Origin of the sequence: Streptococcus sp. HMSC072C09, assembly GCF_001813105.1 — a bacterium.
GTDB lineage: Bacteria > Bacillota > Bacilli > Lactobacillales > Streptococcaceae > Streptococcus.
Genome location: NZ_KV811503.1, coordinates 160,179 through 174,758 on the forward strand (window position 1 = coordinate 160,179; position 14,580 = coordinate 174,758).

The 14,580-nt window shown below is 36.0% G+C and carries 14 protein-coding genes, 1 tRNA gene and 1 rRNA gene; 15 read left to right on the forward strand and 1 reads right to left on the reverse strand.

Going from position 1 to position 14,580, the window contains the following annotated elements:
- Positions 1 to 91: 91 nt before the first annotated feature.
- A complete protein-coding gene (dnaN, locus tag HMPREF2893_RS09345) occupies positions 92 to 1,228 on the forward strand; it encodes a DNA polymerase III subunit beta (RefSeq protein WP_021154169.1) in 1,137 nt (378 codons plus the stop codon).
- Between the two features lie 12 nt (positions 1,229 to 1,240).
- The gene (locus HMPREF2893_RS09350) at positions 1,241 to 1,432 is read left to right on the forward strand and encodes a DUF951 domain-containing protein (protein WP_003002008.1); all 192 of its coding nucleotides are present in this window, start codon (positions 1,241 to 1,243) and stop codon (positions 1,430 to 1,432) included.
- A 35-nt stretch (positions 1,433 to 1,467) separates the two neighbouring features.
- On the opposite strand, the gene HMPREF2893_RS09355 is transcribed toward HMPREF2893_RS09350, so the two are convergent.
- Positions 1,468 to 1,965: a DUF1307 domain-containing protein gene (locus tag HMPREF2893_RS09355; RefSeq protein WP_049507418.1), complete on the reverse strand. Its 498-nt coding sequence runs from the start codon at positions 1,963 to 1,965 to the stop codon at positions 1,468 to 1,470.
- Positions 1,966 to 2,143: 178 nt separating this feature from the next.
- Between HMPREF2893_RS09355 and ychF the strand changes: the two genes are divergently transcribed.
- The 13 genes from ychF to HMPREF2893_RS09415 all read left to right on the forward strand — a co-directional run.
- A complete protein-coding gene (gene ychF, locus HMPREF2893_RS09360) occupies positions 2,144 to 3,259 on the forward strand; it encodes a redox-regulated ATPase YchF (protein ID WP_049523091.1) in 1,116 nt (371 codons plus the stop codon).
- Between the two features lie 68 nt (positions 3,260 to 3,327).
- Positions 3,328 to 3,897, forward strand: coding sequence for an aminoacyl-tRNA hydrolase (gene pth, locus HMPREF2893_RS09365; protein ID WP_003009246.1), 570 nt, complete (start codon positions 3,328 to 3,330; stop codon positions 3,895 to 3,897).
- Positions 3,898 to 3,901: 4 nt separating this feature from the next.
- A complete protein-coding gene (gene mfd, locus HMPREF2893_RS09370; protein WP_070675882.1) occupies positions 3,902 to 7,396 on the forward strand; it encodes a transcription-repair coupling factor in 3,495 nt (1,164 codons plus the stop codon).
- A gap of 68 nt (positions 7,397 to 7,464) precedes the next feature.
- The gene (locus HMPREF2893_RS09375) at positions 7,465 to 7,731 is read left to right on the forward strand and encodes an RNA-binding S4 domain-containing protein (RefSeq protein ID WP_003002258.1); all 267 of its coding nucleotides are present in this window, start codon (positions 7,465 to 7,467) and stop codon (positions 7,729 to 7,731) included.
- Positions 7,724 to 8,092, forward strand: a complete 369-nt coding sequence (locus tag HMPREF2893_RS09380; RefSeq protein WP_003009251.1) for an FtsB family cell division protein — start codon at positions 7,724 to 7,726, stop codon at positions 8,090 to 8,092. Before HMPREF2893_RS09375 ends, HMPREF2893_RS09380 begins: the two co-directional genes overlap by 8 nt.
- A gap of 3 nt (positions 8,093 to 8,095) precedes the next feature.
- Positions 8,096 to 8,224 (forward strand): SP_0009 family protein, encoded by a 129-nt coding sequence (locus HMPREF2893_RS11240; RefSeq protein ID WP_003009253.1) that lies wholly within the window; start codon positions 8,096 to 8,098, stop codon positions 8,222 to 8,224.
- Positions 8,217 to 9,482: a serine hydrolase gene (locus HMPREF2893_RS09385; protein WP_398577641.1), complete on the forward strand. Its 1,266-nt coding sequence runs from the start codon at positions 8,217 to 8,219 to the stop codon at positions 9,480 to 9,482. The genes HMPREF2893_RS11240 and HMPREF2893_RS09385 overlap by 8 nt, the downstream gene beginning before the upstream one ends.
- Positions 9,482 to 10,756, forward strand: coding sequence for a tRNA lysidine(34) synthetase TilS (gene tilS / locus HMPREF2893_RS09390; protein WP_070675886.1), 1,275 nt, complete (start codon positions 9,482 to 9,484; stop codon positions 10,754 to 10,756). The genes HMPREF2893_RS09385 and tilS overlap by 1 nt, the downstream gene beginning before the upstream one ends.
- A gap of 4 nt (positions 10,757 to 10,760) precedes the next feature.
- The gene (hpt, locus tag HMPREF2893_RS09395) at positions 10,761 to 11,303 is read left to right on the forward strand and encodes a hypoxanthine phosphoribosyltransferase (protein ID WP_045760073.1); all 543 of its coding nucleotides are present in this window, start codon (positions 10,761 to 10,763) and stop codon (positions 11,301 to 11,303) included.
- Positions 11,304 to 11,313: 10 nt separating this feature from the next.
- The gene (gene ftsH, locus HMPREF2893_RS09400) at positions 11,314 to 13,287 is read left to right on the forward strand and encodes an ATP-dependent zinc metalloprotease FtsH (protein ID WP_049473251.1); all 1,974 of its coding nucleotides are present in this window, start codon (positions 11,314 to 11,316) and stop codon (positions 13,285 to 13,287) included.
- A gap of 92 nt (positions 13,288 to 13,379) precedes the next feature.
- Positions 13,380 to 13,451 (forward strand) — tRNA-Glu (locus tag HMPREF2893_RS09405).
- 154 nt (positions 13,452 to 13,605) lie between these two features.
- Positions 13,606 to 14,085: a sigma-70 family RNA polymerase sigma factor gene (locus tag HMPREF2893_RS09410; protein ID WP_003009261.1), complete on the forward strand. Its 480-nt coding sequence runs from the start codon at positions 13,606 to 13,608 to the stop codon at positions 14,083 to 14,085.
- Positions 14,086 to 14,327: 242 nt separating this feature from the next.
- Positions 14,328 to 14,580: ribosomal RNA gene (locus HMPREF2893_RS09415) — 16S ribosomal RNA — on the forward strand; the annotation flags it as partial.

Sequence of the window (14,580 nt, forward strand, 5' to 3'; positions counted from 1 at the left end):
ATAGATAGGATTCTGAGAGTTTTCCACAACTTCCACACAACCTACTATTACTATTAACTTACTAATCATAAAATAAATAAAAGGAATGACCATGATAAATTTTTCTATTAACAAAACTTTATTTTTACAAGCACTAAATACTACCAAAAGAGCGATCAGTTCAAAAAATGCTATCCCAATTCTTTCCACGATTAAAATTGATGTCACTCCAGAAGGAGTTGCCTTATCTGGATCGAATGGCCAAATTTCAATTGAAAACTTTATTTCTATCAAAGATGAAAATGCTGGTTTACTAGTGACCTCTCCAGGTTCTATTTTATTGGAAGCAACTTTCTTTATTAATGTGGTTTCAAGTTTACCAGATGTTACTTTAGATTTTAAAGAGATTGAACAAAAACAGGTTCTTTTAACAAGTGGAAAATCAGAAATTACACTTAAAGGAAAAGATGCAGATCAATATCCACGTATTCAAGAAATTGCTGCAAGTAATCCATTAGTTTTGGAAACAAAATTATTAAAACAATTAATTAATGAAACAGCATTTGCAGCAAGTGTACAAGAAAGTCGTCCAATTTTGACAGGTGTTCACTTTGTTTTATCGGATAATAAAGAGCTAAAAACAGTAGCAACAGACTCTCACCGTATGAGTCAAAAAGTGATTACACTGGAGAAAAATGGAGACAACTTTGATGTTGTCATCCCAAGTCGCTCTCTTCGTGAATTCACCTCTGTTTTTTCTGATGATATTGAAACAGTTGAGGTTTTCTTTGCTAACAATCAAATTCTCTTTAGAAGTGAACACATTAGTTTTTATACCCGTTTGCTAGAAGGAAATTATCCTGATACAGACCGTCTCATTCCAACAGAATTCAATACAGAGGCAACCTTCAATGTGGCCAACCTTCGATTTGCAATGGAGCGTGCTCGTCTTCTTTCAAATGCGACTCAAAACGGAACGGTTAAATTAGAGTTCAAAAATGGAGTGGTTTCTTCCCACGTTCATTCACCAGAAGTTGGGCGAGTAAATGAAGAGATCGATACGAGCGCCGTTTCAGGAGAGGATTTGTCTATTAGCTTTAATCCAACTTATTTGATTGAAGCGCTCAAAGCTATTGACAGTGAACAAGTTGTTATTCGTTTTATTTCTTCTGTTAGACCGTTTACATTGGTTCCAGAAGGAAATGAACAAGGGTTCATTCAATTGATTACGCCAGTTCGCACAAATTAACAAAGGTGAATCATGTATACGTTAGGTGATTTTGTAGAAATGAAAAAGCCTCACGCTTGTGTGATTAAAGAAACAGGCAAGAAGGCAAATCGTTGGGAAATTACGCGACTTGGTGCAGACATAAAAATCAAGTGTAGCAATTGTGATCATGTGGTCATGATGAGTCGCCATGATTTTGAACAGAAAATGAAGAAAGTACTATAAAAGGTTCAGTCACTTATGTGACCGAACCTTTTCGATTATTTTAATTCTTCAAATTTTCCATTTTTAACTTCTTTGAAACCACCCTGTTTCATCATATCAAAAGTTGATTTGAAGCTGATATAGTCGACTTTTTTATCTTTTTGTGTCGTTACTAATTTCTTTTCAATTAGCTGATCTAAGTCTGCCTTTTCATAATTTAGTGTTGTTTTTTCAACCAAATAATCATCTTTATATTCAGCAGAATGTGTGAATCCTTTGACATCTTTGTATTCTTCATCATATTTATCGATCATTTCCTTTAATTGATCTTTCGTAACTCCCGCCTCTTTGTAATAAATAGTAGTGGTGGTTTGGTTACTGATCGCTTTATCACCTTTATGTTCTAGTGTAATACGAACATCTGTTTTCTTTTCTTGGTTGATTGCCTGAAGATAGGATTTTTGAACAGATTGTTGTCCACAAGCTCCAAGAAGAAAGAGCGTAAAGATAGCGATTAAAGAAAGAAAAATAGATTTCCATATTTGTTTTTTCATCTGAAAAACTCCTTTGTTCATTGTTAAATATAGTATATCATTTTTATCTTTTTAGAACGTTACAGTTTGATGAAAAAATCTAGTTTCAAAGGTCATGAAATATTTTATTTTTCATTACTTATCTTTTGAATTATGTTATAATAAAAGAGATTGAAATTTGAACGGAGAAAAAAGAAAAATGGTATTAACAGCAGGTATCGTTGGCTTACCAAATGTTGGTAAATCAACCCTATTTAACGCAATTACAAAAGCAGGAGCAGAGGCCGCAAACTATCCCTTTGCAACCATTGATCCAAACGTCGGGATGGTAGAAGTTCCAGATGAACGCCTCCAAAAATTGACGGAAATGATTACTCCTAAGAAGACAGTTCCGACTACTTTTGAATTTACAGATATTGCTGGGATTGTGAAAGGGGCTTCTAAGGGAGAAGGACTTGGTAATAAATTCTTGGCCAATATCCGTGAAGTAGATGCCATTGTCCATGTAGTGCGTGCTTTTGATGATGAAAATGTCATGCGGGAGCAAGGTCGTGAAGATGCCTTTGTTGATCCACTGGCAGATATTGATACCATCAATTTAGAATTAATTTTAGCCGACTTAGAGTCTGTCAATAAACGCTATGCGCGTGTAGAAAAAATCGCTCGTACACAAAAAGATAAGGATTCTGTTGCGGAATTTAATGTTCTACAAAAAATCAAACCAGTTCTTGAAGATGGTAAATCAGCTCGGACCATTGAATTCACGGAGGAAGAACAAAAAGTGGTGAAAGGACTTTTCCTTTTGACTACCAAACCAGTTCTTTATGTAGCCAATGTGGATGAAGATGTTGTTGCAGATCCAGATTCTATCGAGTATGTGAAGCAAATTCGTGACTTTGCGGCAACAGAGAATGCGGAAGTCGTGGTGATTTCTGCGCGTGCTGAGGAAGAAATTTCTGAGCTAGATGATGCAGATAAACAAGAATTTTTAGAGGCAATTGGCCTAACAGAGTCTGGAGTTGATAAACTCACGCGTGCAGCTTACCACTTGTTGGGACTTGGCACTTATTTCACAGCTGGTGAAAAAGAAGTGCGTGCTTGGACCTTCAAACGTGGTATGAAAGCTCCTCAAGCTGCTGGAATCATCCACTCTGATTTTGAAAAAGGATTTATTCGTGCCGTGACCATGTCCTATGATGATTTAGTTAAATACGGTTCTGAAAAGGCTGTAAAAGAAGCAGGACGCTTGCGCGAAGAAGGAAAAGAATATGTTGTCCAAGACGGGGACATCATGGAATTCCGTTTTAATGTATAAGATAGTTAAAAAAATGTAAAGGTTGGAAAAAATATTTCCAACCCTTTTAGTGTTTTGAAAGGAAAGAGATGACGAAATTAATTGTTGGATTGGGAAATCCAGGTGATAAGTATTTTGAAACGAAACACAATGTAGGCTTTATGTTAGTTGATCAAATGGCAAAGTCTTTAAATCTTACTTTCTCCCATGATAAGATTTTTCAAGCTGATATCGCCTCAACATTTTTGAATGGAGAAAAGGTCTATTTTGTAAAGCCGACCACTTTCATGAATGAGAGTGGAAAAGCAGTCCATGCCCTTCTGACTTATTATGGTCTGGATATTGAAGATCTTTTGGTTATTTACGATGATTTAGATATGGAAGTTGGCAAGATTCGTCTTCGAGCTAAAGGATCAGCTGGAGGTCATAACGGAATCAAATCGATTATTAATCATATTGGAACTCAGACTTTTTATCGAATTAAGATTGGAATTGGAAGACCTAAGCAGGGCATGTCAGTTGTTCATCATGTCTTAGGAAAATTTGATAAAGACGATTACATCACTATTCTACAAACAATTGATCGAGTAGAAGAAGCGGTTAACGATTACTTGGTAGAAGAAAATTTTGAAAGAAGCATGCAGAAATACAACGGGTAAGTAGATGAATGTAATTGATTTAGTGAGTCAAAACTCCAACTTTTTATCCTGGCAACAAGGTTTGCAAAAAAATAATAGGGAATTGATCTTAGGATTGTCTGCGACCACAAAGGCTATTGTAATGGCTTCAGCCTTTGATTCTATTGAAAAAGCAGTCCTCATTACTTCCAGTTATAACGAAGCAGAACGATTGGCTAGTGATTTTATTGCTTTACTTGGAGAAGAGAAAGTCCATACATTTTTGGGAGATGATAACCCTTTAGCAGAATTTGTTTTTGCTTCACAAGAAAGGCAATTTTCACGATTAGAGGCTTTGAACTTTTTATGTCAAGAGGATCGTCAAGGCATCCTTGTGACCAATGTGAGTGGTATAAAACTACTATTACCTTCTCCTAAAGTTTTTGCATCTAGCATTTTTCAATTGAAGGTCGGTCAAGAAATAGACTTAACTACTCTGAGTGAAACATTACAGAAGATTGGCTACCAAAAGGTGAGCCAAGTTTTGCAACAGGGAGAGTTTAGTCTACGAGGAGATATTTTAGATATCTTTGAGATCGACCAACTCCAACCCTATCGGATTGAATTTTTCGGAGATGAGATTGATGGAATCCGAATCTTTGACCCAGAAAGTCAGCGTTCTGTTGAAAATGTTGAAGAAGTTCAACTGAAGGCAGTGAGTGATCTATTGTTGCAAGAGGAAGATTTTATACGTGGTCAGCAGCAAATAGAACAATTGCAAGAACAGAGCGCGAATGAAGAATTTAAATCTTATCTAGCAGAAATTCTGGGAGATATTTCTCAAAGGAAACTCCATCCGGATCTTAGAAAATTTATTAGTTTCTTTTACGAGAAGCAATATACCCTATTCGATTATCTCCCTAAACACACTCCAGTCTTTCTGGATGATTATCAAAAAATAGCAGATCAAATAGCGAGATTTGAACTAGATACAGCTAATCTCTTGACGGAAGATTTACATAAAAATAGAGCTTCTTCTCGCCAAGTGTATTTTGCAGACACCAGTACAACATTACGAAAATATACGCCTGCAACTTATTTTTCAAACTTTCAAAAAGGATTGGGAAATTTGAAGTTTGATCATTTGTATCAATTCAATCAATATCCCATGCAGGAGTTTTTTGGACAATTTGATTTACTAAAAGAGGAAATTGAACGGTATCGAAAATCAAACTATACTGTTATTGTCCAAGCAACTTCTCATCACAATCTTCAACAGCTCCATAAAAATTTAGAAGAGTATGGGATTCGATTAGATTATATTGATGGGGATACGATCATTCCTCAAGTTAGTCAATTAGTTGTTGGAGGATTAGCTCACGGTTTTCAATTTGTTGATGAAAAAATTGTCTACATTACAGAATCAGAGATTTATCAGAAAAAGATCAAACGAAAGATTCGCAGGCAAAATATTTCCAATGCAGAACGCCTAAAAAATTATAATGAACTGGAAAAAGGGGACTATGTTGTTCACCAAGTTCATGGTATTGGTCAATATTTGGGAATTGAAACGATTGAAATTTCGGGTGTCCATCGTGATTATGTTTCGATTCAATATCAAAATGGAGATCGCATCTCGATTCCTGTCGATCAGATTCAGATGTTGTCTAAATACGTTGCAAGTGATGGAAAAACGCCAAAAATTAATAAGTTAAATGATGGGCGTTTCCAAAAAACGAAGCAAAAGGTTCAGACTCAGGTGGAGGACATTGCGGATGATTTGATAAAACTTTATGCGGAGCGTAGTCAATTAGAAGGCTTTGCCTATTCCCAAGATGATGAAAACCAAGAGGCTTTTGAACAAGATTTTCCATATATTGAAACAGATGACCAATTACGTTCCATTGAAGAGATTAAAAAAGATATGGAATCGAATCGTCCGATGGACCGATTGCTGGTTGGAGACGTCGGTTTTGGGAAAACAGAGGTCGCTATGCGAGCAGCCTTTAAGGCAGTAAATGATCATAAACAAGTAGCAGTGCTGGTTCCTACCACTGTTCTTGCCCAACAACATTATGCCAATTTTAAGGAGCGTTTTGAATCTTTTGCAGTAGAGGTTGCTGTTTTAAGTCGTTTCCAGAGTAAGGCAGAGCAGAAAGAAACGCTTGAAAAATTGAAAAAAGGACGAGTGGATATTATTATTGGAACTCACCGGCTCTTGTCCAAAGATGTTGTTTTTTCAGACTTAGGTTTAATCGTGATTGATGAAGAGCAACGTTTTGGAGTGAAGCACAAAGAAACCTTGAAAGAATTGAAAAAAAAGGTGGATGTGCTTACCTTGACAGCTACCCCTATACCTCGAACTCTTCATATGTCTATGCTAGGAATTCGAGATTTGTCTGTCATCGAAACACCTCCGACCAATCGGTATCCTGTGCAAACTTTTGTATTAGAGACCAATCCAACCATTATTCGAGATGCTGTGTTGCGGGAGATGGATCGTGGAGGACAGGCCTATTATCTTTACAATAAGGTAGATACAATTGAACAAAAGGTGTCTGAATTAAAAGAGTTGATTCCAGAGGCTTCGATTGGCTTTGTTCATGGCCAGATGAGTGAAGTTCGCCTGGAAATTACCCTGTTGGATTTCATTAATGGCGAATACGATGTCTTAGTGACGACAACCATTATTGAGACAGGTGTGGATATTCCAAATGCCAATACACTCTTTATTGAAAATGCGGATCATATGGGGCTTTCAACGCTTTATCAACTAAGAGGTCGTGTGGGACGAAGCAATCGAATTGCTTATGCTTATTTGATGTATCGTCCAGACAAATCTCTTACAGAAGTGTCTGAAAAACGTTTAGAAGCTATTAAAGGTTTTACTGAGTTGGGTTCTGGATTTAAAATTGCTATGCGAGATTTATCAATCCGTGGAGCAGGGAATATCCTTGGAGCTTCTCAATCTGGTTTCATCGATTCAGTTGGTTTTGAAATGTATTCTCAATTGTTAGAAGAAGCTATTGCTAAGAAACAAGGCCAAGAGCATCGCAGGCAAAAGAGCAATGCAGAGTTGAACCTTCAAATAGATGCATATTTACCTAATGAATATATTTCAGATCAACGTCAAAAAATTGAAATTTACAAACAAATTCGTGAAATGAATTCTGCAACGGACTATGAATACTTGCAAGATGAATTGATCGATCGTTTTGGAGAATACCCAGATGTTGTCGCCTACCTACTTGAAATTGGTTTAGTGAAAGCTTACTTGGATCAAGTCTTTGTCCGTCTTGTTGAAAGAAAACAACAAAAAGTGACAGTGAAATTTGAATCTATTGCCAAACAACTGTTTTTAACACAGGATTATTTCAAAGCTCTGTCAATGACACAGTTAAAGGCACAGATTGCAGAAGAAAAGGGATTGATTGAAGTGATCTTCGATATTCGAAATAAGAAAGATTTTGAAATTTTAGAAGCTCTGAAGCAATTTGGTAAAACCTTATTGGAAATTAAACAAGAAAAAGAAGAGAACTAGCAGTTCTTAGCTCATTTTTCGCATTTTATGTATAAAAAATGATACAATACTATGTTAGAGGTGACAGTATGAGATTAGATAAATATTTAAAAGTTTCTCGCATTATTAAGCGTCGCCCTGTTGCAAAGGAAGTTGCAGATAAAGGGCGAATCAAAGTCAATGGAGTATTAGCCAAAAGTTCAACGGATTTGAAAGTGAATGATCAAATTGAAGTTCGTTTTGGAAATAAAGTATTGACGGTTAAAGTCTTGGAAATGTTGGATAGTACAAAAAAAGAAGATGCATCCAAAATGTACGAAATAATTAGTGAAACAAGGATAGAAGAAGATGCCTAAAAATATCGTTCAAATGAACAATAAATATATCAAAGACGAAAGTCAGCGAAAACGTTTTTTAGAAGAAGAAAGAAAAAAACGCAATCGTTTTCTGGGGCTCGTTTTGATATTGGTCATGTTACTGTTTATTCTTCCAACTTATAATTTAGCCCAGAGCTATCAATCGCTACAAGATAAAAAAGAACAATACAAACAGTTGGAAAAAGAGTATAAAGAAACAAGTGAACAAAAAGAATACCAACAAGACATCGCTAAAAAATTAAAAGACGATGATTATGCAACAAAATATGCACGCGCTAAGTATTCTTTTTCAAAAGATGGTGAATATGTTTATACCATCCCAGATTTACTTCCCCAATAACCGATGGAAAATATCTTACAAACAGTTAAACAATTTCTTGAATTTTCGGATGAAAAATTAGAGGAATTAAAAAAGAAAAACCAAATGATCAAACTTCAAAAGGATGAAAAGGAAAGGAATACAGGTGTCTAAACGATTTCTGCTCCTATTGTTAGTTCCAATTTTATTTATTGGGTCTCAAGCAGCGAGTATCGAGCAGTCTGAGTCTTCTCAGACAATGGCTCATCCATCAGAACTTTATTTTTCTTCAATTCCAGCGAACCCGAATGTCTATCACAAAATTTCTGTTTTTTCTGATCCTCAGTTGAAAAAAGCAAAAGGAGAAATTCTTCCCAACACACCGTTTACAATCGAACAACTCTTTGTAAATGATGAAGGGAAAGCTGTATTTAAAATAGCAGAGAAAGGATATGTATTAGCAGATTCTTCTGTCATTTTTTCTGATGTTGTACAAGAAACACAAGAAAAAAAACAAGACATGTGGCTAAAACCTGGTTTTAAAGTGTATGACCGACCCTTAATAAATGGTGCAAAAGAAAAAAATACACCTCTTTCTCCTTATACAAAAGTGACAGTCTTACGTACAGCTAAGACTTTACGAGATGAGTTTGTGGAGATTGAAGGTCAGGGCTGGGTGAACAAAGCATTCGTCACTGAAAAAGATAATCGAATGGAAAAAGTCCAGGAATTGTTAAATAGTAAATACAATTCTCCTTCGTATGGAATCTATGTAAAACAATTAGAGACTGGAAATACTGCTGGAATCAATCCACAAAAAGAAATGTATTCTGCCAGTGTAACAAAATTACCATACTTGTATTACGTCCAAGAACAGCTCAATAAAAAAGCCATTTCTCTAACTACAACTTACAAATATATTCCAGAAGTCAATGATTTCAAAGGAGGATATGAACCAGAAGGAAGTGGTAGCCTTTCAAAAACACCAGATGGAAAAGAATACAGTGTTCAAGAGTTGGTAGATAAGATTGCAAAAGAATCAGATAATGTTGGACATAATATCTTGAATTATTATGTCACTCATCAATCAGATCAAGACTTCCAAAAAACTTTGGATAGGATTGCAAAGAAACATTGGGATGTTGAAAAAAGAGAAGCATCCGCTGAAATGGCTGGCAATGTCATGGAGGCTGTCTATCAACAAAATGGCTCTATTATTGATGCGCTCTCCTCTACAAAATATGATGATCAACGGATTGCGCGTGACCTTCCAGTAAAAGTTGCTCATAAAATTGGAGATGCCTATGATTTCAGACATGATGTTGCGATTGTATACACAAATTCACCCTATGTAATAGCCATTTTTACAGATCATTCGAATTATGATACGATTTCCAACATTTCAAAAGATATCTATGAGGTATTGAAATAATGGAAAAGCGATTTTTAGAGTTTTGTGAAAAACAATATCTATTTACTCCCCATCGCCGTGTTTTAGTTGCCTTATCTGGTGGATTGGATTCAATGAATCTGTATGAACTTTTATATAAGAATAAAGAACGATTGAAAATCCATCTGGTACTCGCTCATGTCAATCATGGACAAAGACCAGAATCGGATTTAGAAGAAAGTGAACTTCGAACGCTAGCTGATAGGCGAGAGACACGTATCCATGTGGCTCACTATTCGGGTGATTTTACAGAAGCAAAAGCTCGTACCTTTCGTTATGATTTTTTTAAACAGATTATGGAGAAAGAGGATTGCACCGCTTTAGTAACAGGTCATCATGCAAACGATCAAGCCGAAACAACTTTCATGCGCTTAATACGAGGAACAAAATTACGCCATTTAAGTGGTATTCCTGTACGCCAACCATTTGGTAAGGGTGAGTTAATCCGTCCTTTGTTAACTTTTACCAAAGATGAGTTGATGAAAATCCCTCACTTTGAAGACAGTAGCAATGACTCACAGGACTATTTTCGAAATCGTGTACGCCATCAATACCTTCCAGAATTTGAAAAAGAAAATCCCCAAATGCAAGCAAGTCTTCGCTATTTAGCAGAGGAAGTGACTCATTGGCACCAAGCACTGAAAGAATTGACTAGCGAGTTAAGCATTCAAGATTTAGCTTCTTTTAGAACGTATTCTCATTCTGTACAATCATTCTTATTAGAAGAGTATTTGGCACAATTTCCAGATTTGCAACTTGGTAGGGCCCAGTTTCAAGAATTATTAGATTTACTGCGAAAAAAAAGAAATTGCATTCATTATTTAAAGTCGAATTATGAATTACATCAAGAATATGATTTCTTTGAAATACAAAAAATCAGTCAAAAGTCGGATGACCAACCCCTCCCATTTTTGTTAGAATTTGGGAATATCTTTGAAATTGCAAATTATAAACTATCTTTTGGACAACCATTAGTAGGAGAAAATGTAGAAATTCTTTCTGTTTCACGCGAAACTCCCATCTTAATTAGAAGGAGAAAGGAAGGAGATCAGCTGCTTGTTAATGGCCACCATCAAAAATTAAGACGGTGGTTTATCAACCATAAAATTTCAATTTCTCTTCGGCAAAAGGCTCTCATTATAGAACAAAATCATAATATTCTTTCTGTAGTGGGATTGGTAACGAGTGATTTGAGTAAGCTCTCAAAAAGTGGTATAATGAAAGATAGTCTTTATATTCAAAAAATAGATAGGTAAAAACATGTTAGAAAAAGATATAAAAAAAGTATTGGTTTCACATGATGAAATTGTAGAAGCAGCAAAAAAATTGGGTGAAACCCTAACAAAAGAGTATCAAGGAAAAAATCCTATTTTCGTTGGTATTTTGAAGGGTTCTGTTCCATTTATGGCAGAGTTGATCAACCATGTTGATACTCATATTGAATTAGACTTTATGTTGGTGTCAAGTTATCATGGTGGTACAGCAAGCTCAGGTATTATTAATATTATCAAGGATATTGATCAGGATATTACAGGTAGAGATATTTTATTTGTGGAAGATATCATCGATACAGGTAAAACCCTCAAGAGTCTAAAAGAACTCTTTGAAGAACGAAATGCAGCATCTGTGAAGATTGCGACATTATTGGATAAACCTGAAGGACGTTTGGTTGAGATCGAAGCAGATTATACTTGCTTTACGATTCCGAATGAGTTTGTTGTCGGATATGGTTTAGACTATGAAGAAAATTATCGTAACCTACCATATGTTGGTGTATTAAAAGAGGAAGTGTACTCAAAATAGAGGAGACTAGATGAATAACAGAAAAAACAACGGTTTTGTTCGAAATCCTTTTCTGTATTTGTTGATTATTGTAGCGGCTGTGACAGGATTCCAGTACTTTTTTGCGGGTAATGGAGTTGGTCAAAGTCAGCAAATCAACTACACAGAATTGGTCAAGGAAATTAAAAATGATAATGTCAAAACGATCAGTTACCAACCAAATGGTAGTGTGATTGAAATTGCAGGGACCTATAATAAAGCAAAAGAATCAAAAGAAGATACAGGGATTCAATTCTTTACCCCGAGTGTTCAAAAAGTATCTCGCTTTACTAGTGTCATCCTTCCATCTGATATTACTGTTAATGAATTACAAAAATTAGCAGCTGACCACAAAGCAGAAATCACCATCAAGCGTGAGAGCTCAAGTGGCATGTGGATAACAATTCTCACTTCAATTGTTCCATTTGTTATCGTCATGTTCTTCTTCTTCTCAATGATGAACCAAGGCGGTGGCGGAGGTGCCCGCGGTGCCATGAACTTTGGTCGTAATAAAGCCCGCGCTGCTAATAAAGAAGATATTAAAGTTCGTTTTTCAGATGTAGCAGGAGCTGAAGAAGAAAAACAAGAACTTGTTGAAGTTGTTGAATTTTTAAAAGATCCAAAACGCTTTACTAAATTGGGTGCAAGAATCCCAGCAGGTGTGCTTCTTGAAGGCCCTCCCGGAACTGGTAAAACCCTTTTAGCAAAAGCAGTAGCTGGTGAAGCTGGAGTGCCATTCTTCAGTATTTCTGGTTCTGACTTCGTTGAAATGTTTGTCGGAGTCGGCGCTAGCCGGGTTCGTTCACTTTTTGAAGATGCTAAAAAAGCAGCACCAGCCATTATCTTTATCGATGAAATTGATGCTGTTGGGCGCCAACGTGGTGTAGGTCTTGGTGGCGGAAATGATGAACGTGAACAAACCCTTAACCAGCTCTTGATTGAGATGGATGGTTTTGAAGGCAACGAAGGAATCATTGTTATCGCAGCAACTAACCGTTCTGATGTCCTTGACCCTGCCCTTCTTCGTCCTGGCCGTTTTGACCGTAAAGTATTGGTTGGACGTCCAGATGTGAAAGGTCGTGAGGCAATTCTTCGTGTTCATGCTAAGAATAAGCCACTTGCTCAAGATGTGGACTTGAAATTGGTTGCTCAACAAACACCAGGATTTGTCGGTGCTGATCTCGAAAATGTTTTGAACGAAGCAGCCTTGGTTGCAGCTCGTCGAAATAAAAAAGTAATTGATGCTGCTGATATCGATGAAGCAGAAGATCGTGTTATTGCAGGTCCATCTAAGAAAGATCGGACGATTTCACAAAAAGAACGTGAAATGGTTGCTTATCACGAAGCTGGTCATACAATTGTTGGTCTGGTCTTATCAAATGCTCGTGTAGTTCATAAAGTTACGATTGTTCCACGTGGTCGTGCAGGCGGTTACATGATTGCCCTTCCTAAAGAAGATCAAATGTTACTTTCTAAAGAAGATATGAAAGAACAATTAGCTGGGCTCATGGGAGGACGTGTTGCCGAAGAAATTATTTTCAATTCGCAAACAACGGGTGCTTCAAATGACTTTGAACAAGCTACCCAAATGGCGCGTGCAATGGTGACAGAATATGGTATGAGTGAAAAACTTGGACCGGTCCAATATGAAGGAAATCATGCAATGTTTGGTGCTCAAAGTCCACAAAAAATGATTTCAGAACGAACAGCTTACGAAATTGATGAAGAAGTTCGTAGTCTGTTGAATGAAGCCCGTAATAAAGCGGCAGAAATTATTCAAGGAAATAGAGAAACGCATAAATTAATTGCGGAAGCTCTATTAAAATATGAAACCTTGGATAGTGTTCAAATTAAATCATTATATGAAACAGGAAAAATGCCTGAAAATTCAGAGCATGAATTAGAAGAAGAAGCAAAACCTCTATCATATGATGAGATTAAGTCAAAATTAGAAGAAAATAACTAATTCAAAAGAAGGAAAATATTTCCTTCTTTTTTTATTAAAAAAAGTGTTGACAGAGTAAAAATATTCTGTATAATAGAATATGTTGTAAAAATGGTCCGTTGGTCAAGGGGTTAAGACACCGCCTTTTCACGGCGGTAACACGGGTTCGAATCCCGTACGGACTATCGATAAACTGTCACCAAGTGGCAGTTTTTTTGTGTATTTGGACAAAATAGCTAAAAATAATAACCAAATAGTTAAAAAAACGTGCAGAATAGAAAAAAAGTCCAATGGGCTTCTTTATTTTTATAAAATACAGATAAAAGTAAAGGAGAGCTTATGGAATTTAATAAAATGTATCAAAAAGTAAAATATATCGTAAGAAAATGTGAAAAAGAATATTATATTCAATTATGGGAAAAGGATGATTGGGAACAAGAAGGACAGCTAACACTCTTTGAACTTTATCAAAAAAATCCTGAAATTGAAACAAATGAAGAATTACTTTATACATATTTCAAAACAAAATTTAGAAATCATATTAAAGATAAAATAAGACAACAGGAAAGTGATAAAAGAAAAATTAATAGACTTCCATATATTGAAATTGGAGAAATTAGTCACAGAATTTCATCAAGAAAAATATATTTAGATGAGCTGGTTGTTCTGAGAGATGCATTAAAACGTTTTAAAGAAAAATTAACCGTAAAAGAAAAAGAACAATATGAAGCATTACTAGCAAACAGAAGATGTCTAGGAAAAACAAAAATGAAAAAGAAATTAGAGAACTATTTAAAGGACTTTAAAAATTCAATTTAAAAACTGAAAGTTGACAGTGAATAAATGAACTTTCAAAAAAATAAAATTTTTTGGAAAAAAGTATTGACAGTAAGAGAAGGTCATGATATACTAATATAGTTGTCGCGCGAGAGCGACAAAGACCTTTGAAAACTGAACAAGACGAACCAATGTGCAGGGCGCTACAACAAAAGTTGTAGTAACTGAACAATAAAAAACAATAAATCTGTCAGTGACAGAATGAGTTTAAGACAAACAATTATTTTAATGAGAGTTTGATCCTGGCTCAGGATGAACGCTGGCGGCGTGCCTAATACATGCAAGTAGAACGCTGAAGCTTGGTGCTTGCACCGAGCGGATGAGTTGCGAACGGGTGAGTAACGCGTAGGTAACCTGCCTCTTAGCGGGGGATAACTATTGGAAACGATAGCTAATACCGCATAAAAGACGATATCGCATGATATTGATTTGAAAGGTGCAAATGCATCACTAAGAGATGGACCTGCGTTGTATTAG